The sequence below is a fragment of the Mycolicibacterium phocaicum genome, from assembly GCF_010731115.1.
GTDB classification, from domain to species: Bacteria; Actinomycetota; Actinomycetes; order Mycobacteriales; family Mycobacteriaceae; genus Mycobacterium; species Mycobacterium phocaicum.
Map to the genome: position 1 here is coordinate 4,630,473 of NZ_AP022616.1, position 23,757 is coordinate 4,654,229.

The 23,757-nt window shown below is 68.0% G+C and carries 29 protein-coding genes; 13 read left to right on the forward strand and 16 right to left on the reverse strand.

Features of this window, described 5'->3' with window-relative positions:
• Positions 1-3: 3 nt before the first annotated feature.
• Positions 4-1,407, reverse strand: coding sequence for an HNH endonuclease signature motif containing protein (locus G6N46_RS22135; RefSeq protein WP_138250744.1), 1,404 nt, complete (start codon positions 1,405-1,407; stop codon positions 4-6).
• Positions 1,408-1,526: 119 nt separating this feature from the next.
• Positions 1,527-2,195, reverse strand: coding sequence for a DedA family protein (locus G6N46_RS22140; RefSeq protein ID WP_053855402.1), 669 nt, complete (start codon positions 2,193-2,195; stop codon positions 1,527-1,529).
• A gap of 66 nt (positions 2,196-2,261) precedes the next feature.
• Between G6N46_RS22140 and G6N46_RS22145 the strand changes: the two genes are divergently transcribed.
• Entirely contained in the window at positions 2,262-3,275 is a 1,014-nt protein-coding gene (locus G6N46_RS22145; RefSeq protein ID WP_138250743.1) for an alcohol dehydrogenase catalytic domain-containing protein, read from the forward strand.
• A gap of 81 nt (positions 3,276-3,356) precedes the next feature.
• The gene (gene fbaA / locus G6N46_RS22150; protein ID WP_138250742.1) at positions 3,357-4,403 is read left to right on the forward strand and encodes a class II fructose-bisphosphate aldolase; all 1,047 of its coding nucleotides are present in this window, start codon (positions 3,357-3,359) and stop codon (positions 4,401-4,403) included.
• A gap of 21 nt (positions 4,404-4,424) precedes the next feature.
• Here fbaA and G6N46_RS28810 read toward each other — a convergent pair whose 3' ends face one another.
• Positions 4,425-4,862 carry a hypothetical protein gene (locus G6N46_RS28810; protein WP_407665139.1) on the reverse strand — a complete coding sequence of 146 codons (438 nt, stop codon included), beginning with the start codon at positions 4,860-4,862 and terminating at the stop codon, positions 4,425-4,427.
• Between the two features lie 135 nt (positions 4,863-4,997).
• Between G6N46_RS28810 and G6N46_RS22160 the strand changes: the two genes are divergently transcribed.
• Complete coding sequence (locus G6N46_RS22160) at positions 4,998-5,411, forward strand: DUF3151 domain-containing protein (RefSeq protein WP_064857299.1); 414 nt, start codon at positions 4,998-5,000, stop codon at positions 5,409-5,411.
• On the opposite strand, the gene G6N46_RS22165 is transcribed toward G6N46_RS22160, so the two are convergent.
• From G6N46_RS22165 to G6N46_RS22175, 3 genes are all read right to left on the reverse strand, one after another.
• Positions 5,412-6,302 (reverse strand): cation diffusion facilitator family transporter, encoded by an 891-nt coding sequence (locus G6N46_RS22165; RefSeq protein WP_138250741.1) that lies wholly within the window; start codon positions 6,300-6,302, stop codon positions 5,412-5,414.
• A gap of 96 nt (positions 6,303-6,398) precedes the next feature.
• On the reverse strand, positions 6,399-7,172 hold the full coding sequence (locus G6N46_RS22170) for a site-2 protease family protein (RefSeq protein ID WP_138250740.1): 774 nt from the start codon (positions 7,170-7,172) through the stop codon (positions 6,399-6,401).
• Positions 7,173-7,181: 9 nt separating this feature from the next.
• Positions 7,182-7,817 carry a peptidase M50 gene (locus tag G6N46_RS22175; protein ID WP_407665140.1) on the reverse strand — a complete coding sequence of 212 codons (636 nt, stop codon included), beginning with the start codon at positions 7,815-7,817 and terminating at the stop codon, positions 7,182-7,184.
• 81 nt (positions 7,818-7,898) lie between these two features.
• Here G6N46_RS22175 and G6N46_RS22180 point away from each other — a divergent pair, with 81 nt between their 5' ends.
• Entirely contained in the window at positions 7,899-9,188 is a 1,290-nt protein-coding gene (locus G6N46_RS22180) for an adenylosuccinate synthase (RefSeq protein ID WP_020100685.1), read from the forward strand.
• A gap of 71 nt (positions 9,189-9,259) precedes the next feature.
• Positions 9,260-9,862, forward strand: coding sequence for a PaaI family thioesterase (locus G6N46_RS22185; RefSeq protein ID WP_138250762.1), 603 nt, complete (start codon positions 9,260-9,262; stop codon positions 9,860-9,862).
• On the opposite strand, the gene G6N46_RS22190 is transcribed toward G6N46_RS22185, so the two are convergent.
• A complete protein-coding gene (locus tag G6N46_RS22190) occupies positions 9,859-11,832 on the reverse strand; it encodes an MMPL family transporter (RefSeq protein WP_163692953.1) in 1,974 nt (657 codons plus the stop codon). The two genes, G6N46_RS22185 and G6N46_RS22190, sit on opposite strands and share 4 nt — an antisense overlap.
• A gap of 35 nt (positions 11,833-11,867) precedes the next feature.
• Between G6N46_RS22190 and G6N46_RS22195 the strand changes: the two genes are divergently transcribed.
• The gene (locus G6N46_RS22195; protein ID WP_061003963.1) at positions 11,868-12,383 is read left to right on the forward strand and encodes a MarR family winged helix-turn-helix transcriptional regulator; all 516 of its coding nucleotides are present in this window, start codon (positions 11,868-11,870) and stop codon (positions 12,381-12,383) included.
• On the opposite strand, the gene G6N46_RS22200 is transcribed toward G6N46_RS22195, so the two are convergent.
• The 7 genes from G6N46_RS22200 to G6N46_RS22230 form a co-directional block, all read right to left on the reverse strand.
• Entirely contained in the window at positions 12,384-13,220 is an 837-nt protein-coding gene (locus G6N46_RS22200) for a GH25 family lysozyme (protein WP_061003965.1), read from the reverse strand.
• Entirely contained in the window at positions 13,217-13,411 is a 195-nt protein-coding gene (locus tag G6N46_RS22205) for a hypothetical protein (protein ID WP_061003966.1), read from the reverse strand. Before G6N46_RS22205 ends, G6N46_RS22200 begins: the two co-directional genes overlap by 4 nt.
• A 99-nt stretch (positions 13,412-13,510) precedes the next feature.
• Positions 13,511-13,972: a VOC family protein gene (locus G6N46_RS22210; protein WP_138250739.1), complete on the reverse strand. Its 462-nt coding sequence runs from the start codon at positions 13,970-13,972 to the stop codon at positions 13,511-13,513.
• 31 nt (positions 13,973-14,003) lie between these two features.
• Positions 14,004-14,489, reverse strand: coding sequence for an SRPBCC family protein (locus G6N46_RS22215; RefSeq protein ID WP_138250738.1), 486 nt, complete (start codon positions 14,487-14,489; stop codon positions 14,004-14,006).
• Positions 14,486-14,881, reverse strand: coding sequence for an ArsR/SmtB family transcription factor (locus G6N46_RS22220; RefSeq protein WP_138250737.1), 396 nt, complete (start codon positions 14,879-14,881; stop codon positions 14,486-14,488). Before G6N46_RS22220 ends, G6N46_RS22215 begins: the two co-directional genes overlap by 4 nt.
• Before the next feature lie 108 nt (positions 14,882-14,989).
• Positions 14,990-15,838: a type IV toxin-antitoxin system AbiEi family antitoxin gene (locus tag G6N46_RS22225; protein WP_138250736.1), complete on the reverse strand. Its 849-nt coding sequence runs from the start codon at positions 15,836-15,838 to the stop codon at positions 14,990-14,992.
• Positions 15,839-15,950: 112 nt separating this feature from the next.
• Positions 15,951-17,543 (reverse strand): Na+/H+ antiporter, encoded by a 1,593-nt coding sequence (locus tag G6N46_RS22230; RefSeq protein ID WP_133427873.1) that lies wholly within the window; start codon positions 17,541-17,543, stop codon positions 15,951-15,953.
• 59 nt (positions 17,544-17,602) lie between these two features.
• Here G6N46_RS22230 and G6N46_RS22235 point away from each other — a divergent pair, with 59 nt between their 5' ends.
• From G6N46_RS22235 to G6N46_RS22260, 6 genes are read left to right on the forward strand one after another with little or no spacing between them, the layout of a single operon-like run.
• Positions 17,603-17,911, forward strand: a complete 309-nt coding sequence (locus G6N46_RS22235) for a UBP-type zinc finger domain-containing protein (protein ID WP_082762320.1) — start codon at positions 17,603-17,605, stop codon at positions 17,909-17,911.
• Positions 17,912-17,960: 49 nt separating this feature from the next.
• Positions 17,961-19,094 (forward strand): ATP-grasp domain-containing protein, encoded by a 1,134-nt coding sequence (locus G6N46_RS22240; RefSeq protein ID WP_138250735.1) that lies wholly within the window; start codon positions 17,961-17,963, stop codon positions 19,092-19,094.
• Between the two features lie 2 nt (positions 19,095-19,096).
• Positions 19,097-19,543: an Rv0361 family membrane protein gene (locus G6N46_RS22245; RefSeq protein ID WP_064860304.1), complete on the forward strand. Its 447-nt coding sequence runs from the start codon at positions 19,097-19,099 to the stop codon at positions 19,541-19,543.
• 20 nt (positions 19,544-19,563) lie between these two features.
• Positions 19,564-19,977 (forward strand): rhodanese-like domain-containing protein, encoded by a 414-nt coding sequence (locus G6N46_RS22250; RefSeq protein ID WP_064857498.1) that lies wholly within the window; start codon positions 19,564-19,566, stop codon positions 19,975-19,977.
• A gap of 31 nt (positions 19,978-20,008) precedes the next feature.
• Positions 20,009-21,232 (forward strand): O-succinylhomoserine sulfhydrylase, encoded by a 1,224-nt coding sequence (locus tag G6N46_RS22255; protein WP_138250734.1) that lies wholly within the window; start codon positions 20,009-20,011, stop codon positions 21,230-21,232.
• Positions 21,233-21,243: 11 nt separating this feature from the next.
• A complete protein-coding gene (locus G6N46_RS22260; protein WP_064857500.1) occupies positions 21,244-21,636 on the forward strand; it encodes a hypothetical protein in 393 nt (130 codons plus the stop codon).
• Positions 21,637-21,645: 9 nt separating this feature from the next.
• On the opposite strand, the gene G6N46_RS22265 is transcribed toward G6N46_RS22260, so the two are convergent.
• Together G6N46_RS22265 and G6N46_RS22270 are read right to left on the reverse strand one after the other, a co-directional pair.
• Positions 21,646-22,005 (reverse strand): YybH family protein, encoded by a 360-nt coding sequence (locus G6N46_RS22265; protein ID WP_306307986.1) that lies wholly within the window; start codon positions 22,003-22,005, stop codon positions 21,646-21,648.
• A complete protein-coding gene (locus G6N46_RS22270; RefSeq protein ID WP_138250733.1) occupies positions 21,992-22,705 on the reverse strand; it encodes an SDR family NAD(P)-dependent oxidoreductase in 714 nt (237 codons plus the stop codon). Before G6N46_RS22270 ends, G6N46_RS22265 begins: the two co-directional genes overlap by 14 nt.
• 120 nt (positions 22,706-22,825) lie before the next feature.
• Here G6N46_RS22270 and G6N46_RS22275 point away from each other — a divergent pair, with 120 nt between their 5' ends.
• The gene (locus G6N46_RS22275; protein ID WP_138250732.1) at positions 22,826-23,755 is read left to right on the forward strand and encodes a LysR family transcriptional regulator; all 930 of its coding nucleotides are present in this window, start codon (positions 22,826-22,828) and stop codon (positions 23,753-23,755) included.
• Positions 23,756-23,757: the final 2 nt, after the last annotated feature.

The window sequence follows — 23,757 nt, forward strand, 5'->3', positions numbered from 1 at the left end:
GTATCACCTTGTGGGACTGTCTGTTTCGCCGCCCTCGTCTCCGCTCTCGGGTGGGTAGAGCGTTGGGTGCCAGTAGTGGTTGGTGCGGGGTTGGCCGGTGTCGAGTAGTGGTGGTGGGGTCCAGTGGGCTCGGCCGTTTTTCATGGTGGTGGTCCAGCCGGTGGTGTCTTCGAGTCGGTTGTCGCCGCCACAGGCCAGGGCCATGGTGGTGATGTTGGTCTGTCCGTCGTGGGTCCATCCGGGGATGTGGTGGGCCTGACAACCCGCGGCCGGGACAGTGCACTCGGGGCGGGTGCAGCCCAGGTCGCGGGCGAATAGGGCCAGGCGCTGGCCGGTGGTGGCGGTGCGCCGCGCCCGACCCAGATACAACGGCACATCACCATGGTTGTCGAACACCGCCAGGTAGCAGGACGCGCCGGTGCGGGCAGCCAGGTTCAGCAGGTCCTTGACGGGGAGCCGGCTGCCGGTATGGGTCACGGCGACCCCGGCGCGCTGCTCGAGCTGTTCGAGGGTGCAGGTCGCCACAATCCCTATCGGGAACCCGTTGTGTTCCCCCAGATCACCCGAGAGCAGCAGCAGGCCCACGGTTTCCCAGGCATCATGCTGACGCTGTGCCAGGGTGCGGTGATCATTGTCGATCTGCTCCTGCGTCGGGGTGCCCGACACGCAGGGCACCGGGTCGGCGGGGTTGCACATCCCGGGAGCGGCGTATTTGACCATCAATGCTTCGTAGACGGCGCGGGCGGTCGGGGTCAGCACACCGCGCAACTCCGAGGTGCCGTCGGAACGCTGCTTCGATAACACCAGCGCGCGGTCGCGGTACGGTTCGGGGTCCCGGCCGTCGGGTTCGGGGCCGTCCTGGTCCAGCTCGTACAGCTTGCGTTTGACCACCGACCGCAGAGATTCGGGGGTCAGATTGCGGGCAGCGGCCACCAGCGCCAGCTCCGCCTCGTCGACGGCGACCAAGTTGGCCCAGGTGGGCAGTTTCGTGAAGAACGACTCGATGACATCGACATGATCACCATTGATCGCCCCGGCGGCGACCGCGGCCGCGACATGCGGCCGCAGCGGCGGCAGTGGCTCCCCGGTCAATGACCAGCGGGGGCCGAGCAGCTCGGCGTGCCGGACCCGGCGGCGGGATTCCTCCAGGCCGAGCCGGTCCCGGGTGCGCAGCACGTCGGCCCAGTTTTTCGCCCCGATGTCTTTCGCCGTGGTGTGGGTTTGCAGCGCGGTCAGGATCTGGTGGTCCACGGCTTCGGCGGCACACCGTAGCTGTTCGCGGTGGGACTGCAGCGCCAACAACTCGGGCACTGACAGGGTGCGGTAATCCAGGCACGCCACCCGCGCCTGCGCCACGTCGAGGCCGGTGTAGACCTCGTCGATGACAGCTAAGTCGGTCAATCCCATACATCAAACACTAGTTCGAAGTACCGACAAGAAACCGTGACGAATGTGGCCCTAGTTACCCACTGTTACCAGCGCAAACAAAGTGACCAAAGTTTTTCGAACCCGTTTGCCGAGGCGGCTCAGCCTTGCGAGGCGGCGGCCTTGCGGCGCTGGTACCAGTGCCAGATCATCGGCGTCACCGACGCGACGACGATGACGATGAAGATCGGCTCGATGAGCTTCTGAATGATGGCGAACTGGCCCAGCCAGTAGCCGAGCAGTGTCAGCCCGACGCCCCACACCACAGCACCGAGGACGGTGTAAATGGTGAACACGGCGAAATTCATCTTTGCCGCCCCGGCCGTCAGCGGTGCCAGCGTGCGCACGATCGGCACGAACCGGGCGATGACGATCGCGAAGGGACCGCGCCGCTCGAAGAAGGCGTGCGCCTCGTCGAGATACTTCTGCTTGAGGAACCGCGCATCGGGCTTGAACATCTCGACGCCGATGAACCGGCCGACGAAATAGCCGACGAGGCCACCCAGAACTGCTGCGATCGGGATGAACACGAGCAGCTGCCAGAGCTGGAAGTTGGCCTCCTGCATCTTGTCATCGGCGGTGCCGGCGGCCAGTTTGGCGGCGAACAGGCCGGCGACGAAGAGCAGGGAGTCGCCGGGCAGCACCGGGAACAGCACGCCGGACTCGATGAAGATGACCACCAGCAACCCGACCAGCGCCCATGTCCCGAAGTAGCCGATCAGCGTCATCGGGTCCAGGAAACCCGGCATGGCGGAGATGGTGGTCGTCATGGGGCCCAAAGATACCGGTGTCTGCAGGTGGTTCCGTCAACCGCACATCCCTCGTAGGGTCGGCGCATGGCCACTCACAGGGCAGTTCACGTTGCGCAGGCCGACGGGCCGCTCGCACTGACGGACGTCGACACCGTCTCGCCGCCGCGCGATCACGTCCGCATCGCGGTCGCCGCGTGCGGGGTGTGTGGCACCGACCGGGAGTTCCACGCGGGGCACTTCCCGGGACTCTCGTGGCCGATCACCCTCGGCCACGAGATCGCGGGCACCGTCGCCGAACTGGGCGACGGCGTCGAGGATTTCGCCGTCGGTGATCGCGTTGCGGTGGGCTGGTTCGGTGGCAACTGCAACCGCTGCGTGCCGTGCCGCCAGGGTCATTTCATGCAGTGCGTCCGCATGGAAGTGCCGAGCTGGCACTATCCCGGTGGCTACGCCGAATCGGTCACGGCGCCCGCGACCGCACTGGCCCGAATCCCGGACGGATTCTCGTTCGCCGAGGCGGCCCCGATGGGCTGCGCGGGCGTGACGACGTTCAACGGCCTGCGCAAGACGCGCGCCAAGGCCGGCGACCTGGTCGCGGTGATCGGCATCGGTGGCCTGGGCCACCTGGGCGTGCAGTTCTCCCGGGCCATGGGCTTCGAGACCGTCGCGATCGCCCGCGGTCCCGAGCGCGAAGCCGCGGCCAAGGAACTCGGCGCCCAGCACTACATCGATTCGACCGCCGCGGACGTCGCCGCCGAACTGCAGCGTCTCGGCGGGGCAGTCGTGGTGCTCGCGACCGCCGCGAGCGCGACGGCGATGGCCGCGACCGTTGCTGGTCTCGCACCGGAGGGGCAACTCGTGACGGTCGGCGTAACGCCCGAGCCACTGCCGATCAGCCCGCTCGATCTCATCAACGGCGGTTTCTCGGTGATCGGGCATCCGTCGGGCACCGCGCGCGATATCGAGGAGACCTTGCACTTCGCCGCGCTGACGGGCGTGCGGGCCGTCATCGAGGAACGGCCGCTCGCGCAGGCCGCCGAGGCCTTCGAGCGGATGAACAGCGGGCACGCGCGTTACCGGATGGTCTTGACCGTCTGACCGGGTGTCCCCGGGTGCCGCACTTCAGCTTCACGTGGCTGACATACTGGCCCAGACTGCAGGTTCGCCGAGAGGAAAAACATGCCCATCGCCACGCCCGAGGTCTACGCGGAGATGCTGGCCCGCGCCAAGGAGCACTCCTTCGCGTTCCCGGCCATCAACTGCACGTCGTCGGAAACCATCAACGCGGCGATCAAAGGTTTCGCCGACGCGGGTAGCGACGGCATCATCCAATTCTCCACGGGCGGTGCCGAATTCGGCTCCGGTCTCGGTATCAAGGACATGGTGACCGGCTCGGTCGCGCTGGCCGAGTTCGCCCACGTCGTCGCCGCCAAGTACGACATCACCGTCGCGCTGCACACCGACCACTGCCCCAAGGACAAGCTCGACGGCTTCGTCCGGCCGCTGCTGGCCATCTCGGCCGAGCGCGTCGCCCGCGGCGAGAACCCGCTCTTCCAGTCGCACATGTGGGACGGCTCCGCGGTGCCGATCGACGAGAACCTGCAGATCGCGCAGGAGCTGCTGAAGCTGACGTCGGCCGCGAACATCATCCTCGAGGTCGAGATCGGCGTCGTCGGCGGTGAAGAGGACGGCGTCGAGGCTGAGATCAACGAGAAGCTGTACACCAGCTCCGAAGACTTCGAGAAGACCATCGACGCGCTGGGCTCCGGTGAGAACGGCAAGTACCTGCTCGCCGCCACCTTCGGCAACGTGCACGGGGTCTACAAGCCGGGCAACGTCAAGCTCAAGCCCGAGGTACTGGCCGAGGGGCAGAAGGTGGCCGCCGCCAAGCTCGGTCTGCCGGCGGGCTCCAAGCCGTTCGACTTCGTGTTCCATGGCGGTTCGGGCTCGCTGAAGTCGGAGATCGAGGACTCGCTGCGCTACGGCGTCGTCAAGATGAACGTCGACACCGACACCCAGTACGCGTTCACCCGCCCCGTCGCCGCGCACATGTTCACCAACTACGACGGCGTCCTGAAGATCGACGGCGAGGTCGGTAACAAGAAGGTCTACGACCCGCGCAGCTACCTGAAGAAGGCCGAGGCGTCCATGACGCAGCGTGTCATCGAGGCGTGCAACGACCTGCACAGCACGGGCCGCAGCGTCTCCGCGGGGATGTCCAGCTAGACAGCACCGCCCAGTGGCCGGTCAGGACACGAGAATTGCGAAATTCTGTGTCGTGGCCGGCCATTCGGCATTCATGGCCGAGTGGCCGCGGGTGAGGAGCACCGTGCCCAGCACCGCGACGGCGGCGATGGCCGCGATCACCAGCACCAGCGCGATGACCCAGCCCCAGCTGCGTCGGTCCTTCTGCGGCTTGCCGGTCCCGGGGATAACCTGCGGCGCGGCCGGCGGCATCATCTCGGTTTCCGGGTCCGGCAGCGGCGCGATGATCTGCGTCTTGCCGTCGAAGCCCGACGGCGCGGTGAAGCGCCGCACCGGGATGGTCGGGTCGGTCGCCGGGTCCGCGGGCTCGAAGATCTCGGTTGCCGCCGCGGCGTCGTCGCCTGTCGAGGCAGCGCGCTGATCGGCATCGCGACGGCCGTCCGGTCCCGTCGAGTTCGACATGGCGGCTGGGTTCGACATGGGGGTGACTGTCCTCCCGAGATCAGATCGCGCACTGGGGCCGATGCGTCCTGGAACAGGCCGCGACGTCCTACCAGGAGCTTAATCTCCCGCCTGCGGGATCTGAGCGAGCGGCCGCACGGCACAATGGCGGCCATGACGCGAATGGGTGATCTGCTGGGTCCGGATCCGGTGTTGCTGCCTGCCAACTTCGAGGCCGAGGACGCTCTCGCCGCGGGTAAATCTGCGACCGACGTTGCTGCGGCGCACCCGACGGCCTCTGTCGCGTGGGCCGCCCTGGCCGAGGCCGCGCTGGCCGACGGCCAGACGATCACCGCCTACGCCTACGCCCGGACCGGTTACCACCGCGGGCTGGACCAGCTGCGCCGCAACGGCTGGAAGGGCTTCGGCCCGGTGCCGTTCGCACACGAACCGAACCAGGGCTTCCTGCGCTGCGTGGCGGTGCTGGCGAAGGCCGCGGAATCGATCGGCGAGCAGGACGAGTACCTGCGCTGCCTGGACCTGCTGGACGACTGCGATCCGGCGGCCCGTGGCGAGCTGGGTCTCTAACTAGTCCGCTTCGCAGTGGCAGCCGTCGGCCTCCGGCGGCTCCACCTGGACGGTCGCGTGGTCGAGTCCGCGAGCGGACAGCACGGCGCGCGCCGATTCCAGCACGCGGGCGGAGTCCGCGCTGGACGTCAGATGCGCGGTGGCCATGTCCTTGCCGGGCACCAGGGTCCACACGTGCAGGTCGTGCACATCGGTGACGCCGTCGACGGCGGCCAGTGCGGCGCGCAGTTCGTCGACGTCGATGTGGCTGGGGGAGGACTCGGACAGGATGCGCAGCGCGGCGCGGGCCAGCGCGATGGCACGTGGCAGCACCCACAGCGCGACCAGGACGGCGACGACGACGTCGGCGTACGGCCAGCCGGTGGTGACGTTGACGATGCCCGCGATCAGTACGCCGATGCTGCCGACAGTGTCGGCGACGACCTCCATGTAGGCGCCCTTGACGGCGAGGCTGCTGTCGGCGTCGGAGCGCAGCAGGAGCACCACGACGAGGTTGGCGAGTAGTCCCGCGAGGGCGACGACGATCATCGGCACACCGGGAATCTCCGGCGCGTTGCCGATGCGCTCGACGGCCTCGTAGAGGATGAACGCCGCGACGCCCATCAGCAGGACGGCATTGGCGACCGCGGTGAAGACCTCGGCGCGGTGCCAGCCGTAGGTGCGGGCGGCGGACGTCGACCCGCGGCGGGCCAGCAGGACGGCGCCGAGGCCCATGAACATCGCGACCAGGTCGGTCAGCATGTGGCCGGCGTCGGCCAACAGCGCGATCGAGTTGATCAGCAGCGCCGTGGTCAGCTCGATGACGAAGAAGACGCTGAGCACGGCCGCGGCGATGATCATGCGGCTGGCGCGCGCGTTCGAGCCGTGGTTGTGATCGTGTCCGGCACCCATGCCAGCAATATATGCAGAAGTACGCATATGTCGCAAGGCGCCCTGGGATTTGTGCACGATAATCCGCGGTCACCGCGGAAAATCGTGCACAAATCCCTACCAGGCGGACCAGAAGCGGGTGAGGGCGCTGCCGATCATCGCCAGGCGCGGCGGCACGCCGGTGAGGCTGACGGCGGAGTAGACGACGTTGAAGAACACGCGGTTCAGTTCGGGGACGATCAGCAGCAGCATCAGGATCAGGAAGCCCCACTGCCGGGCGGGCAGCAGTGCGCGCTGCGTGTCGGCGCTCAGGTGCGGTTCCAGCGCGCCGTAGCCGTCCAGACCCGGGATGGGCAGCATGTTCAGGAACAGCGCCGTCACCTGCAGGAATCCCAGAAAGGCCAGCCCAGCCCAGAACACCGGATGGTCGGTGTCGAACAGCACCGCCGTCGCGACCAGCAGGAGGACGGCGAGCACCAGGTTGGCGAACGGTCCGGCCAGGCTGACGAGGGTGCGCTGCCGCGGCGTCATGTACTCGGTGCGCACGTACACCGCGCCGCCGGGCAGGCCGATGCCGCCGAGGGCGATGAACAGCGCAGGCAGGCCCAGCGACAGCAGCGGGCTGGCGTACTTCGCGGGGTTCAGCGTCAGATAGCCACGCAGCTCGACGTCGCGGTCACCGAACCGCCAGGCTGTGTAGGCGTGGCCGAATTCGTGCAGGCACAGCGAGACGGTCCAGCCCGCGATGACGAAGACGAAGACGCCGGCGTAGGCCAGCGGCCGCACCTGGGCGCCGCAGAACCAGGCCAGGGCGCCGCCGGCGACGGTCAGGGCCACGATGGCCCAGAAGACGGGGCTGGGACGGACGGCGCGCCGCACAGGCATGGTCATGACTGCAAACTAGCCGACCCGCAGCCAACCCTGGATGTGGCGGTAAAACGCCGACCGGCGCGTCGGACGGGCGGCCGCCACGCCGTCGCGCTCAACCAAAACTCCGGTGCTGCCGAGCTGCGCCGCGCGGCCGGCGACCCAGCCCCGTCCGGGTCCCGAACGTCCGGCCCCGAGGGCCCGGGCACGCAGCCCCGGCATGCCGGCCAAAGGCTCGATCACGACACCCGCCGACTGTCCGTCGAACAGCACCGTGTCGTCGACGACGGCCTCTCCGGTGATGGCGTCGCCGCCCGACGGCAACCAGCGCGCGGACCGGACGATCACCGCGCCGGTCTCGTCGCGGATCAGTGGAACACGTTGGGCGACACCGTCTCTGGCGCGCCGTGCGGCACCCAGCCCGCCGCGGGTCAGGGGTGGGACGAAGCCGACCTCGACGTCGAGCCGGTCGTCGCGGAGCAACCGGGCCAGGGTGGCCGACAGGTCGGCGTGGTCGCCGACGACGATGATCCGGACCGTGCCGTCGGGGATCGTCGGAGCGCCGTCCGGGGGCACCTGGAGAGCCGTCAGATCCGCCAGTGCGCGGGGTGTCCGGCGGTCGCCGAAGACCAGCGCCACGACCCGGCCGGAAACCTCTCTGGCGGTCAAGGCCTCTCCTCTCGTCCTGCTGGGATAAGGTTGCTCACCGGCTGCCACTGTATTCAGGCAGGTAATGCGGGAGGCAAAACGATGCCGGCAATCGTGCTCATCGGGGCCCAATGGGGTGACGAGGGCAAAGGTAAGGCCACCGATCTACTCGGTGGACGTGTGCAATGGGTGGTTCGCTACCAAGGCGGCAACAACGCCGGGCACACGGTGGTACTGCCCACGGGGGAGAACTTCGCTCTTCACCTCATCCCCTCGGGCATCCTGACACCCGGGGTCACCAACGTCATCGGCAACGGTGTGGTGGTCGACCCGGGCGTGCTGCTCAGTGAGCTCTCCGGGCTCGAGGACCGCGGTGTGGACACCTCGAAACTCATGATCTCGGCTGACGCGCACCTGCTCATGCCGTACCACGTGGCCATCGACAAGGTCACCGAGCGATACGCGGGCAGCAAGAAGATCGGCACCACCGGTCGCGGCATCGGTCCGTGCTACCAGGACAAGATCGCGCGCATCGGCATCCGGGTCGCCGACGTCCTCGACGAGGAGCAGCTGGCCGCGAAGGTCGAGGCCGCGCTGGAGTTCAAGAACCAGGTGCTGGTCAAGATCTACAACCGCAAGGCGCTCGACCCGGCCGAGGTCGTCGAGAGCCTGCTGCAGCAGGCCGAGGGCTTCAAGCACCGCATCGCCGACGCCCGGCTGCTGCTGAACCAGGCCCTGGAGCGCGGCGAGACGGTCCTGCTGGAGGGCTCGCAGGGCACCCTGCTCGACGTCGACCACGGCACCTACCCGTTCGTGACGTCGTCCAACCCGACGGCGGGCGGCGCGGCCGTCGGCTCGGGCATCGGCCCCACCCGCATCACGACGGTGCTGGGCATCCTCAAGGCCTACACGACCCGGGTGGGCTCGGGCCCGTTCCCGACGGAGCTGTTCGACGAGTACGGCGCCTACCTGTCCAAGACGGGCGGCGAGGTCGGCGTGACCACGGGCCGCGCCCGGCGCTGCGGCTGGTTCGACGCCGTCATCGCCCGGTACGCGACGCGCGTCAACGGCATCACCGACTACTTCCTGACCAAGCTCGACGTGCTGTCGAGCCTGGAGACGGTGCCGATCTGCGTCGGCTACACCGTCGACGGCAAGCGCACCGACGAGATGCCGATGACGCAGGCCGACATCGCCCGCGCCGAGCCGATCTACGAAGAACTGCCGGGCTGGTGGGAGGACATCTCCGGGGCCCGTGAGTTCTCCGATCTGCCGGCCAAGGCGCAGGACTACGTGCTGCGGCTCGAGGAGCTCTCGGGCGCCCATGTGTCGTGCATCGGCGTCGGTCCCGGCCGGGACCAGACGATCGTGCGCCGGGACATCCTCGGGTGACCCGCGGGGCGAGCGAAGCGGCGGGGAGAACCTCAGGGGCGAGCGAAGCGACGGGGAAGTCGGAAGGTTTCATCGACCAGCACGGCGGGTTCCCGAAGTTTGAGCCGGCCGACCCCGGCCCGGGGTTCGGCCGCTTCCTCGAGGGCATGCGGCGGCTGCAGGATCTGGCGGTCTCGGCCAACCCGGACAGCGAGACGTGGGATGACGCCGCCGACCGCGTCGAAGAACTCGTCAAGCTGCTGGGGCCGTTCCAGGCCGCCGAAGGCGTCGGCCCGGCCATTCGGGTGCCGTCGCTGCCGGGTGCCGGCAGTCTGCTGATGCCGCCGTGGACCGTCACGAAGTTCGCGCCCGAGGGCGTCGAGATGGAGGTCGAGTTCAGCCGGTACCACGTGGGCGGCAACTACGCCGTGCACGGCGGGGTGTTGCCGCTGCTGTTCGACCAGGCCTTCGGGATGCTGATCCACGCCGTCAACCGGCCCATGAGCCGCACGGCGTATCTGCACGTCGACTACCGCAAGGTCACCCCGATCGACACGGTGCTGACCGCCAAGGCCCACGTCACCGAGGTCGAGGGCCGTAAGACGTTCGTCGCCGCCGAGCTGTTCGACCCCGAGGGCAATCTGCTCGCAGAGGCCAATGGCCTGATGGTGAGCCTGCTGCCCGGCCAGCCCTAAGGCTCGGCGCGCAGCGCGGGCCACCAGATGCGGGGCCCGATCAGGGTGAACAGCGCCGGGATGATCACGGTCCGCACCACGAAGGTGTCCAGCAGGATGCCGAGGCCGACGATGATGCCCAGCTGCGTCAGCACGATCAGCGGCAGCACGCCGAGCACGCAGGACACCGCGGCCAGCACGATGCCGGCGCTGGTGATGACCGCGCCGGTCGCCGAGACCGCGCGCACGATGCCCTCGCGGTTGCCGAATTCCGGGGTCTCTTCGCGCGCCCTGGTCACCAGGAAGATCGTGTAGTCGACGCCGAGCGCGACGAGGAACAGGAACGCGAACAGCGGAGTTCCGTTGTCCAGCGCGGGAAAACCGAACAGGTGCACGCTGGCCCAGCCGCCGACTCCGAGCGCCGCCAGCGCGCTCAGCACCGTCACCGCCACCAGCAGCAGCGGTGCCAGCGCCGAGCGCAGCAGCACGTATAGGACGGCCAGGACGACCAGCAGGATCGCCGGGATGACGATCTTCCGGTCGTGTTGAGCCGCCGTTGCGGCGTCGCGGGCCTGCGCGTCGGGGCCGCCGACGACCGCTTGCGCATCGATCTGGTGCACCGAATCGCGAAGGGTGTCAATGGTTTTGAACGCTTCCGCGGATGCGGGTGCAGCGGCCAGGACCACCGACCACTGCGTCAGGCCCGACGCCGAGTGCCCGGCCGGCATCGCCGACACGACGCCGGGGGTGTGAGTGAGGGCATCGCCCACCGCGGGGTTGGCCGCGATGACGGTGGTCGGATTGGTCAGGCCGCTGGGGAAGTGCGCGGCCAGGGTGTCATAGCCGGCGACAGACTCGGCCTGCACGCGGAACTGCTGGGTCTGGGACAACCCGATGGGCAGATTCACCAGCCCGACGCACAGCGCGGCCAAACCGGCCAACGCCACCGTGGCGACGCGGCCCGGCCTGCGCGAGACGCCCGCCGCAATGCGGTGCCAGAGGCCGCTGTCGGTGAGTGGGGCGGCGTGCGAACCGGTTTCGGGGATGAAGGGCCAGAACAGCCGGCGGCCGAACAGCCCGAGCAGCGGCGGTAGCACCAGCAGCACGAACACCGCGGCGACCACCAGGCCCGACGCCGCCTGCACCCCGAGGCTGCGGTTGCTCGGCGCCGAGGCGAGCAGCAGTGTCAGCAGCGCCAGGACCACGGTGGCGTTACTGGCGATGATCGCCGGGGCCGCCGCGCGCCAAGCCGCCCGCAGGGCGTCGCGATGATCGCCGCGCCGGGACAGTTCCTCCCGGTAGCGCGAAATGAGCAGCAGCGCATAGTTGGTGCCCGCGCCGAACACCAGCACGCTGGTGATGCCCGCCGTCGAACCGTCCGGGTTCAGGCCCGTCGCCGCGGCCACCGCGGTGCCGACGACCGCGCCCACCTGGTCGGCGAAGCCGATCACCAACAGGGGGATCAGCCACAGGACGGGGGAGCGGTACGTCACGATGAGCAGTAGTGCCACGACGGTTGCGGTCACCGCGAGCAGCGTGAAGTTCGCGCCGGCAAAGGAATTCGCGATGTCGGCGCCGAACGCGGGTCCGCCCGTGACCCGAGCCCGTAAGCCGTCGGGCAGCGAAGCCGATACCTGCGACCGCAGCTCCTGCACCTTGTCTCGGAGCTCGAAGCCCGACAGGTCGGAGGCCAGCGGCGCCACCCGTACCGCGGCCTTGCTGTCCTCGGATACCCGAGCGCCCGCCCCGGCCGCGGCGATATCGGCCGGCGTCAGGGGCGCGTCGTCGGTCCGGGTGACAACGATGATCGCCGGCGCGGTGTCGCCGCCGGGGAACTGCGCGCGCAGGGCGTCGGCGCGGGCGGACTCGGCACCGGCGGGCACCGCCACCGGCGACTGCGACGACGAATCCCCGGCGCCGAGCACTGCCATGGCGACGCCGGAGAGCAACAGGACGAGCAGGGCCGATGCCCATGCGATTCGGGTAGACACCTCCAAAATATTTCAGATACTTAACTATTAATCAAATGAAATTCACCGGGCGCTATGCTCTCCGCGTGCCAAAGCCGCCCGACCGTGCCGACCTGGAGGCGCAGATCGCCGCCGATGTGCGGGCGCTGACGGCCGAATCCGACCAGATCGGCCGGGCTTTCGCGGTGCAGAACGAACTGGGCGCCAACGACTTCCGGGCGCTGCTGCACATCATGGTCGCCGAGTCCGCGGGGACGCCGCTGACTGCCGGTGAGCTGCGCAAGCTGATGGGCACCTCGGGTGCGGCCATCACCTACCTGGTGGAGCGGATGATCGCTTCCGGGCATCTGCGCCGCGAAGCCGATCCGGCCGACCGGCGCAAGGTCATCCTCCGGAACGACGACAAGGGCCTCGCCACCGGCCGCGAATTCTTCAGCCCGCTGGCGCACCTCAACACGCAGGCCCTGGCGGACCTGCCCGATGCGGACCTCGAGGCGGCGCACCGGGTTTTCGTGGCGCTCACCGGCGCGATGCGGGCGTTCCGGGCCGAGCCGGCACCGGAGGCGCCGTGATCACACGGCAGACGAGGCCTTGAGGGCGTCGACGTCTGCCCGGAGTGCGGCCAGCGCGTCCACCACCGTCAGGTTCTGGCCGGCGGCGTTGTGGCCGAGCTGCGGCCAGCCGTTGAGGTTCGGGCCGCGGAGCTGGGTTTGAATGTCCTGCACGATGGCCAGGATCTGGTTGAGAGCCGCGGTGGTGGGGTCGGGTTGAGTCACGGTGCCTCCCTGCAGCAGTGAGATGAGTTGATCGAGCGTGCCCTGGAATGCGTTGCAGTCCACCGAGAGATTCCCGATCAGCGCGGCATCGGTGAATTGCAGGATCTGCGGCGTGGCTCCGCCGTAGGGGAACCAGTAACGCTGATTGTCATTGCCGGGATAGAGATTTGACGCGTAGCCGGTGCCGTTGACGTAGTTCGATGCGATGAGGCCGGGTACCTGAGAGATGTCGGGCGAGCCGATCTGTTGCCAGTACCAGTGCGGGATGTACGACAGCGAGATCGTCACGCCGACGGCGTTGAAGGCATTGACCACGGCCCAGAAGTTGTGGATGTCACCGGAATTCGCCTCGAAGTCCAGCATCGCGTATTTGCCACCGTTGTTGCTGAGCCACGTTTGCGCCTGCGCCGCCGGGCTGTTGGTGGTGACGTAGTGATAGCCGATGTGGGGAAAGTGGTTGTCGCGGCACCACTGTGCGATCACCGGCCAGTACGGATCCCGGTAATAGCTGCCCTCGGACACCTTCTGCTCGATCCAGGAAAAGCCCTGTCCGGGCAGCTGGGAGACGAAGGTGATGGCGTCGGCGGCCGAACGGAAGTTGTTGTTCGACGTGTCGGGGCCGTACAGGGTCACAGCAGCACCGTCTCCGGATTCACCGGCGTCCAACTGGTGGTGCTCGCCAAAGCCTTTGTATCGGCGGTGGATCCGTCGCTGAGTTGCACCGTCCACTGCAACCGGCCGTCGCTGTCATGCGTCGCCGTGGCGACGGCGCCTGCCTGCTCGCACATCTCGCCGAGGGCTTCGGGTTTGCCCGCCGCGTTCATAGCGAATCCTCGCCTTCTACCGTAGAGGTCTTGTCCCGCTTAGAATCTCGTTTCGGCGGGCCACTTTCCACGATAGCGCGATCTCCGCGGCTGGGTCGGTCAGGCGTTCTCCAGTTCGGCGATGACGATCTTCTTCTGTCGCATCATCGTCTGGATCTGTTCGGGCCGGCCGAGCAGCTGGTCCATCTTGGCCGGGATGATCTGCCAGCTGATCCCGAATCGATCCTTGCACCAACCGCATTGCTCGGATTCGGGCACGTGCGAGAGCTTGGACCAGTAGTGGTCGATCTCGTCCTGGTCTGCGCATTCGACGACGAACGAGACGGATTCGTTGAAGGTGAACAGCGGCCCACCGTCGAGGCAGACGAAATCGACACCGTTCAAACTGAATCGGCCGTTGAGCACCTTGCCCGACATGCCCTTGAAAAGTTCGTCAAGTGCCTCGTCCGGGTACTCCTCCACCGAGATGACATGGGAATTCGGAAACACCTCGACGTAATAGTTCATGGCCTCGCGGGCCTGGTCGTTGAACCAGAGGCATGGCTGGATGGCGGTCGGCACGTCGTTCTCCTTGTCTTTCAGTCGTTTTCGGTCAGGCGGCCAGCAGCGCATCGATCTGGCCGAGGGCGCCGGTCATGCCCTCGACCATGCCCATCGCGGTCACCTTCTCGAGTTGTTCGAGGTCGGTGAACCGGGTGACGATCGTCATCCGGGTACCGGTGTCGATCGCGTCGAACGACACCTCGAGACGCATGGTGGGCATCTCGGGGTCGGGCTCGCCGTCGGGCTGCGAGAAGCCGTCTTCGATGAGAAGTCGCGACGGTGCATCGACCTCGAGCGTGGTCCACCAGCCCGGTGCCTTCTCGCCCTCGGGGCCCGTCATGTGATAGCGCGACTGCCCACTCGGGGTGAGTTCGTGCCGGGTGAAGGTGGCCGGCCAGGTCGGCGGGCCCCACCAGCGTTCCAGCTGGCGCGGGTCTTCCCATACCTGCCAGACCCGCGCCGGCGGCGCGGTGAACTCGGCCACGAAGGTCATGGTGAGGGCTTGCGGGTCGGCGGCGCTGCTGATCACCGTCATCGGTGGTCCTTTCTCTTTGTGCTACTTGGTTTTTCGTGTGGTGGATAGCCGTCTTCGGCGAGGATCGCCTCGATGGTCGCGGCGCGGTCGTGCCAGAGTGCCGCGTACCGCTCCAGGAGCACGCCCGCTCGGTGCAGGGTTTCGGGCACCGCACGCACGAGTTGTTCCCGGCCGCGGCGCTCTTTATGCACCAGCGCGGCTCCGGCCAGTACCGCGACGTGCTTCTGCACCGCGGCGAAGCTCATGTCGTAGCCACGCGCGAGCGCGCTCACCGACTGGTCGCTGCGCATGGTGCGGGCGACGATGTCGCGGCGCGTGGCGTCCGCCAACGCGTGGAAGATCCGGTCGATCTCCGCATCGGTGAATGCCTCGGGGAAAGTATCTACAACCATTTGGTTGTAGATTAGGTGGTGTTGCGAGACAGGTCAAGAGTCCCTTGCCGAGAAGGACCAAATGGCGGCTGTGGCGTGCTTGTCGGCGACCATTTGGTCCTTCCCGAGCTAGGGCAACCCTGACCATCCCCGCTCGAGCAGCGCCGTGCGGGCGTCTTCGACGATCGCGGGCCCGGAATCTTCCTTGATGACGTGGATGACGTGCCACTTCAGCCTCAGCAGTTCCCGGTTGGCCCAGATGTCCATCGAGTACTGGCGTCGATCAGTCAGGTGCTGGACGCCGTCGTACTCGGCACCTACCTTGAATTCGTCCCAGCACATGTCGATCCGGCGGACGTAGCGCCCGAACTCGTTCCGAACCACGTACTGAGTTGTGGGCCTGGGCAATCCGGCGTCGATGAACAGCAACCGCAGCCGGCTTTCGCGTGGTGATTCGGCGCCGCCGTCGACCAGAGGCAACGCCTTCCTCAGGCGAGCCAATCCCCGCGCCCCACGGTGCCGCTTCGTGAGCAACTGGACGTCTTCGTGCCCGAACGGCGCAGCGTTCATCAACGCATCGAGCCGCGCGACGGCGGAGTCCCGCGGTAGGTGGCGAGCCAGGTCGAATGCCGTGCGCGCACGCGAAGTTACGCGCACTCCACCGATGGTGACCACTTCGTCGTCGGCCAAGGAGTCGTGCCGGACGACGAGTCCACGCTGACCTTTGCACAGCCCGATGACATCGATGGGCATATCGTCATCCACCCACTTCGCGCCGTGTACTGCGGATGCAGCGATCCCACCGATGACGCCGAGCGGCACCGCTAGGGCGGCTCCACGAATCCGGTCCCGCAATTTCACTTGATGATGTCGAGGCACGTAGATGCCATGAAAGATCGGTCGGTAGCGGTGGCGCAACTGCGCTCGGGTCAACACGCCGGCAGCGATCGCTTCGCCCCCGACGAATGGAATCGGCATGTCCTCTAAGACGTGTGGGCGGGCTGATCGGCTCCATCGTCGATCGAAAGGGACCAAATGGCGGTTGTGGAGTGCCTACCAGCAGCCACTCGGTCCTTCTCGGCGCACGGGACTACTCCCGGTTGAGCGCCGCCTCTTCCAGATCCAGCCCGTGCAGCACCGAGCGCAGCACCTCGTCGTCGATGTTTCCGGCGTCGCGTTCGGCGATGTATGTCTCGCGCTCGGCCGCCAGCATCTCCAGCCGCAGCCGCCGCATGGCCGACGCCGGGCTTTCGCCGATGTCGTCGTCACTGCGCCCGAGTCGTTCCCACACCGCGTTGCGGCGCCGGTCGTTCCAGCTCTGCAATACCTCGCCGACGTGCTGTTGGGCGCTGGAATCGCTGCTGCGAGCCAGCAATTCGTCGAGCCGGTCGGCCGCCGCCTGCGCCGCGCGACTCGAGGCCGCGGCCTGCTCCAGGGCATCCTGATGGGCCTCGGCCTCGCTGCGCACGTCGAGCGTGCGGATCAGCCACGGCAACGTCAGGCCGTGCAGCAGCAGCGTGCCGATCACCACGACGAACGTCAGGAACACCAGTTGCGGCCGCCCCGGGAACGGGTCCCCGCTCAGTGTCACGAGAGGCACACCGAACGCCGCGGCCAGTGACACGACACCGCGCATGCCTGCCCACGCCACGATGAAGACCTGCGACGGGGTCGGGGCGGGTTCTCGGTCCCGGACCCCGCGGAACAGCATCCGTGGCGTGTAGGCCATGACGTACACCCAGACGATGCGGACGGCGATCACCGTCGCCAGCACCGCGGCCGACGCCACGGCGAGGGTGACGGCGCGGATGCCGGTCAGCTCGTCGATGACGGTCGGCAGCTGCAGCCCGATCATCAGGAACGCGAAGGACTCCAGCACCAGCTGGATCGACTTCCACACCGCGTCGTCCTGCAGGCGGGTGGCGTACGACGCCCGCGTGGCGCGTTGTCCCAGCAGCAGCGCGGCGACCACCACCGCGATCACCCCGGAGCCGTGTGCCTCTTCGGCCAGCCAGTAGACGAAATACGGTGCGACGAGCCCGATGGCGCTCTCCACCAGCGGGTCGTCCAGCCAGGTCCGGATGAACTCGATGAGCCACCCGATCAGCCCGCCGATCACGACACCGCCCAGCGCGGCGAGCGCGAACGTGCCCAGCGCGCCCTGCCAGGTCGCTGCCGCGCCGACGGCGGCGGCCAGCGCGACCTTGTAGGCGGTCAGCGCCGTGGCGTCGTTGAGCAGGCTCTCGCCGCCGAGCAGCGTCATGATCTGGCGGGGCAGTCCCAGGCGCCGGCCGATGGCCGCGGCCGACACCGCGTCGGGCGGCGCGACGATGGCGCCCAGCGTGAGCGCCGCGGCGACCGTCAGCTCCGGGACGGTGTGAAACGCGACGAACCCCACGACCAGGGTGGTGGCCAGTGGCAGCCCGACCGCGAGCAGCCCGATGGGACGCACGTTCTTGCGCAGGGCCAGGTAGCTGCTCTCCAGCCCGGCCGACCACAGCAGCGGCGGCAGCACGACGAACATCACCAACTGCGGCTGCATCTCGATGGCCGGCACGCCGGGGATCAGCCCGACGGCCAGTCCGGCGACGACGAGTCCCAGTGGCGCGGAGACGTCGTAACGGCGGGCCAGCGCGGCCAACAACACCGAGGCCACCAGCACTGCCAGCAGTGGGGCACCCATGTCCTCAAACCTCCTCGGTCAGCCGGGCCCTATCCTTGTTCAACATGCTGGGGAAATGGATGCAGTCACGGGCAACGCGTCCGCGTGAAGAAAATTCCCCGACTACCTGCACGCACCTCGCCGACGCCGTCGGCCAAGCAGAACCGGAGCCGCAGACGCCCGGCCGCTGTGGTGACTGTGCGGCACTTGGGGAGGATACGTGGGCGCACCTTCGGATGTGTCTGACCTGCGGACAGGTCAGCTGTTGTGATTCCAGTCCGCACCAACACGCCAACGAGCACTACCGTCGCACGGGCCACCCCGTGATGCGCTCGGTCGAGCCGGGGGAGAGCTGGCGCTGGTGCTACGTCGACATCAGGTTGGGTTGACGGGAGATTGGCCGGCGGGGCGAGCGGAGCGACGGGGGAGGTTGGTGACTTGGTAGACCGGACAACGGTTCTGGTGCTCGGTACCGGTGAGCTGAGCAGTGAACTGGTGCTGTCGTTCCAGCGGCTGGGGACGCGGGCGACCGCGGTGCCCGCGCCGACCGGAGCGGCGGCGTTGCGGACCCTGATCGACCGGCACACCCCACAGGTGGTGGTCGTGCAGTCCCCGGCGGCGGATCTCGGCGCCGACGTCGTGCAGGCGCTGGCCGGGCTCGAGGAAGTCGCGGTGTTCCCGACGCCGGGTGCCCTGCGGCTCGCGTCCGACCGCGAGGCGCTGCGCACCCTGGCGGCCAACGAGCTGGGGCTGCCGACGGCGCCGTTCTGGTTCGCCGGATCGGTCGACGAACTCACCGCGGTGGCCGAGCACGCCGGGCTGCCGCTCACCATCACGCCGGTGACGCATGCCGCGAACGAGGGCGCGGGGCGTTCGGTGCTGTCGCGTCTCGAGGACGTCGACGTGGCGTGGCACCGTGCGGTGGCCGCGGGCGGCGACCGCGTGATGGCTGAGACGGCCGTCGACGTGACCGCGGAGTTCACCATGCTGACGGTGCGGACGCAGGGTCAGGCGGGTCCGGTGGTGCAGTTCTGTGAGCCGATCGGTCACCGCCACGAGACGGGCGGTCCGCTGGAGTTGTGGCAGCCGCAGCTGTTGTCGGAGCCGGCGCTGGACGCGGCGCGCTCGATCGCCGCCCGGATCGTCAACAAGCTGGGCGGCACGGGGCTGTTCACGGTGGACCTGCTGCTCGGTGCCGACCCGGAGTCCGGGGCCGAGGAGGTCTATTTCGCGACGGTCCATCCGATGCTGACGGGCGCGGGCTTCGTCACGACGCGTTCGCAGCGGCTGTCGCAGTTCGACCTGCACGCGCGGGCGATCCTCGGACTGCCCGTCGACACCATCATGATCTCGCCGGCGGCCGGTGAGGTGAGCCGGCCGGCGGCCGACCGGGCCGCGCTCGGGCGCGCACTGCCGGATGCGCTGGCCATCGCCGAGAGCGACGTGCGGCTCTCCGGTGAGGTGTGCGTGGCATTGGCGACGGCGCCGGACGTCGTGCGGGCGCGTGACCGCGCGCATCAGGTGGCCGCTGTGCTCAACCACTCGGCGGCGATCAACCAGGCAGGGACGTGACGATGACCGAAGAATCGCAGCCGCGGCAGACGCTGGGCCCGTTCCTGGCCGCGCTGGCGCTGATTGTGGTCCTCGTGGTCATAATCGCCGTCCTGAACGCGATCGGGGTGTTCGGCCGGAACGAGCCGACGCCGGAACAGCTTGTGCGCACCGCGGTCGTCGGCCAGAACGACGGGCTGCAGCGCAAGGACTACGCGCGCTTCCAGACGTACACCTGCAAGGCCCAGGCCGGCACCGAGGCGGATGTGCTTGCCAAGCAAGAGGATTCGGCAGCCAAGAACGGGCAGCGCTACGTCGACGAGGTGCGCGACATCAAGTTCGACGGCCAGAAGGCCACGGCCGTGTTGATGTACCACTTCGACAAGACGCCGGACCAGAAGCCCACGGCGCCGGTGGTGCTGGTGAACGAGGACGGCGCGTGGAAGGTGTGCTCGCCGGTCCCGAGCTAGTTTGTGACAGACTCGCATCCGTGAGCTACGCGGGAGATATCACGCCGCAGCAGGCCTGGGACCTGCTGAGCGAGAACCCCGAGGCGGTGCTTGTCGACTGCCGGACCGACGCCGAATGGCGCTGGGTGGGCGTGCCCGACATCTCCAGCCTCGGACGTGACGTTGTGTACATCGAGTGGGTGTCGAATGACGGCAAACGCAACACCGGTTTCGTCGACGACCTGCTGGCCGCGGGTGTGACGCCCGGCGAGCGGCCGGTGGTGTTCCTTTGCCGCTCGGGTAATCGTTCGATCGGTGCCGCCGAGGCGGCGACGGCGGCGGGCATCGGCCCGTCGTACAACGTGCTCGACGGTTTCGAGGGCCACCTGGACGAGCAGGGGCATCGCGGTGGCAGCGGCTGGCGCGCCATCGGGTTGCCGTGGGTGCAGTCGTGAGGGAGTCAGCGAGAAGCGGAGCGGATCGCGCATGAAGCAACGTAACGCCGACGGCGTCCCCTCGGTCCGGGTCCCGGCGCCGCTGCCCGACGGCGTGAGCCAGGCGACCATCGGTGTCCGCGGCGGCCTGCTGCGGTCCGAGTTCGAGGAGACCGCCGAGGCGATGTTCCTGACCTCGGGGTACGTCTACGAGTCGGCGGCTGCCGCGGAGCAGGCGTTCACCGGTGAGATCGACCGCTACGTGTACTCGCGCTACGGCAACCCGACCATCCAGATGTTCGAGGAACGGCTGCGGCTCATCGAAGGGGCACCGGCCGCTTTCGCGACGGCAACCGGCATGGCGGCGGTGTTCACCGCGCTGGGCGCGCTGCTCGCCGCCGGCGACCGGCTGGTCGCGGCGCGCAGCCTGTTCGGTTCCTGCTTCGTGGTGTGCAACGAGATTCTCCCGCGCTGGGGCGTCGAGACCGTCTTCGTCGACGGCGACGACCTGTCGCAGTGGGAGGAGGCACTGTCGGTGCCGACCACCGCGGTGTTCTTCGAGACGCCGTCCAACCCGATGCAGTCGCTGGTCGACATCGCCGCGGTTTCGGAGCTGGCGCACGCCGCCGGGGCAAAGGTGGTGCTGGACAACGTCTTCGCGACACCACTGCTGCAGCAGGGGATGGAGCTGGGCGCCGATGTCGTCGTGTACTCGGGTACCAAGCACATCGACGGCCAGGGCCGGGTGCTCGGTGGTGCGATCCTCGGCGACAAGGAGTACATCTCCGGGCCGGTGCAGCAGCTGATGCGGCACACGGGCCCGGCGATCAGCGCGTTCAATGCCTGGACGATGCTGAAAGGCCTTGAGACGCTGGCCATTCGGGTCGACTACTCGAACCGGTCCGCGCAGCGGGTGGCCGAGTTCCTGGAAGGTGTGCGCGGCGTGAACTGGGTGAAATACCCGTTCCTGCAGTCACATCCGCAGCACGACCTGGCCAAGCGGCAGATGCGCGGCGGCGGCACCGTCGTCACCTTCGAGCTCGACGGCGGCAAGGACCGGGCGTTCGAGGTGCTCGACAAGCTGCAGGTCATCGACATCTCCAACAACCTCGGCGATTCCAAGACACTGATCACCCACCCGGCCACCACCACGCACCGCGCGATGGGGCCGGAGGGCCGGGCCGCGATCGGGCTGGGCGACGGCGTGGTGCGGATTTCCGTCGGCCTCGAGGGCACCGAGGATCTGATCGCCGACCTGGACCAGGCGCTGAGCTAGGGGGCTGGAGCATGTCCAAGCAGACAGCGGCCAAGAAGGCCCGTCGCAAGAAGCGGCAGACCACCCGCAACGCCAACTGGCTGCCCGACGAGGTGCATGCCGAAGTCGAGGCCGTCGGGCGGATCGCGGGCGAAATCCTGCCGCGCGGTTGGGTATTCGATTCGGACTACTCCAACGACGAGTACCTCATCTGGTACTATCCGCCGTCGGGCTTCGAAAGCACCGAGGACGATCCGCGTGAGTTGGTGACGCGGATCTGGGTCTCCGATCCGGACCAGCCGCAGCTCATCCTCGTCGGTACCGAAGAGGACGGCGAGATCTACAGCTTCACGGTCGAGCAGTTGATGGCGAACCTGGATGTCATCGAGGCCTACCGCGTCGGGGAGCCGTTTCCGCAGTTCTGATTTCGACCGTCAGCCGACGGGCGAGACCTGATAGTGCGCGATCTGCCAGCCATTGTCTCCTTGTGTGACAAGGACACTCAGGTTCAGGCTGATCACCGCGCCGTCGGGGCGGGTGAAGTCGGCCCGGGTGTAGGCCAGGACGACGCCGGCCGCGGGCTCCCGGATCTCGTTGATGCGGTAGTCGACCGTCAGGCCGACCGGCTGAGATTCGTAGTAGTCGAAGACGCCCTGGCGCCCCACGGTGTAGGGCCGCAGCCCCTGGAATATCGCGTCGTCGGTGAAGACCGCCGCGACCTGGTCCGGCCGGTGGGCGGCGATGCCCGCCTGCCACCGGTCCAGGACCTCGCGGACCACGTCAGTGCCCGGCACTCTGACCACCATCCACGTGCAGGATCTCGCCGGTGACGAACTTGGCGTTCTCCAGGTACAGGACGCCGTCGACGACGTCGGAGATGTCACCCATGTGGCCGACCGGGTGCAGCGCCGAGAGGAACTCGTGCGTCTCCGGCGCGTGCATCGGAGTGCGGATGATGCCCAGGGCGACGGCATTGGCCCGGATTCCGCGGGTGCCGTATTCGACGGCCAGCGCCCTGGTCGCGGCGTTCAGGCCACCCTTGGTCAGTGACGCCAGCGCCGAGGGCACCTGCGAGTTGGCCTGATCCACCAGGCTGGTCGAGATGGTGACGACGTGCCCGCCGTCGCCCTGGGCCTCCATGGTCCTGATGGCGGCGCGGGTCAGTTCGAAGAAGCCGCGGGAATTCACGCCGGTGATGGCGTCGTAGTCCGCGTCGGTGTACTCGGTGAAGGGCTTGGCGATGAAGATGCCGGCGTTGTTGACCACGGTGTCGACCCGCCCGAAGTGCTCGACGGCGGCGTCGACCAACCGCTGGCCGATACCGGGCTGGGCGACGTCACCGGCGACGGTGAGAACCATGGGATCGTCGCTCTCGGAGATGGTGCGGGAGTTGGCGACGACGGCATAGCCCAGCTTGCGGTAGCCGGCCACCAGAGCTTCGCCGATGCCCTGGGATGCGCCGGTGACGATCGCGACGCGGGTTGTGGTGCTCATCGGGGTGTTCCTTTCGGTTGACGTTGCTGCCCTTGACAACCTCGGCCGACCCGGATCGATGCCGCTGCTACGGGACTTATTCGCTTCCTGCTGAGAGGCTGTGCCTACTACGCTGTCGGCATGGAGCTGCGGCAACTTCGGTACTTCGTCGCCGTTGCCGATGAACTGAATTTCGGGCGCGCCGCCGAACGGCTGCGCATCGCGGGGCCGTCGCTGTCCCAGCAGATCAAGGCGCTCGAGCGTGACCTCAAGGTGGAACTGTTCGATCGCGATCGGCGGTCGGTGCGCCTGACCGCGGCGGGTGCGTCGCTGTTGCCGCACGCCCGCTCCCTGGTGGCGCAGGCCGATGAATTACGCAGGCGGGCAATCGGTTTGTCGAACTCCGAACCGATCCGGATCGGCTACGTCAACTGGTGTCCGACCGACCTGGCCGAGCGCGCGGCCGGGGTCGCGCAGCTGCGCGTCGACACGTGGGTGATGCCGTCGCACGCGCAGGCGGCGCGGGTTGCCGAGGGCATCCTCGACCTGGCCATCTGCTGGGTGCTGACCGATGATCTGGAGGACCTGAAGCTGGAAGCCCGGCTGATGGGGGTGGACCGGCTCTTCGCGCTGTGCGTCGGCGTCGACGACTCTCCGGTACAAGCGAAAGACACCCTGGTGCTGGTGGATTCGGACACCGCGAGTTGGGAGTCGTGGAACCGCTACGGCGAGCAGTTCGCCGCGGACACCGGTGCGCGGGTGATGCGCACCGACGACGGCGGCGTCACGGGTCCGACGTTCTTCGAGCACGTCCGGCAGCTGGGCCGTCCGGTGCTCAACAATCCCAGGGGGCAGACCGATGCCCTGCCGCGAGACCTGGTGCGCCGTCCGGTGATTCAGCCGACTCCGCTGTGGACCTGGTCACTCGTGTGGCGGCGGGGAGAAGACAACCCTGCTGTGCACGCTGTCGTCGACGCGCTCACGCGGGACGCCGCCGCCCCCGGGATCGATGACGCGGCGTGGCTGCCGTCCACTGATCCGCATCAACAGCGCGGCCAGGGCCGCCAGTAGCA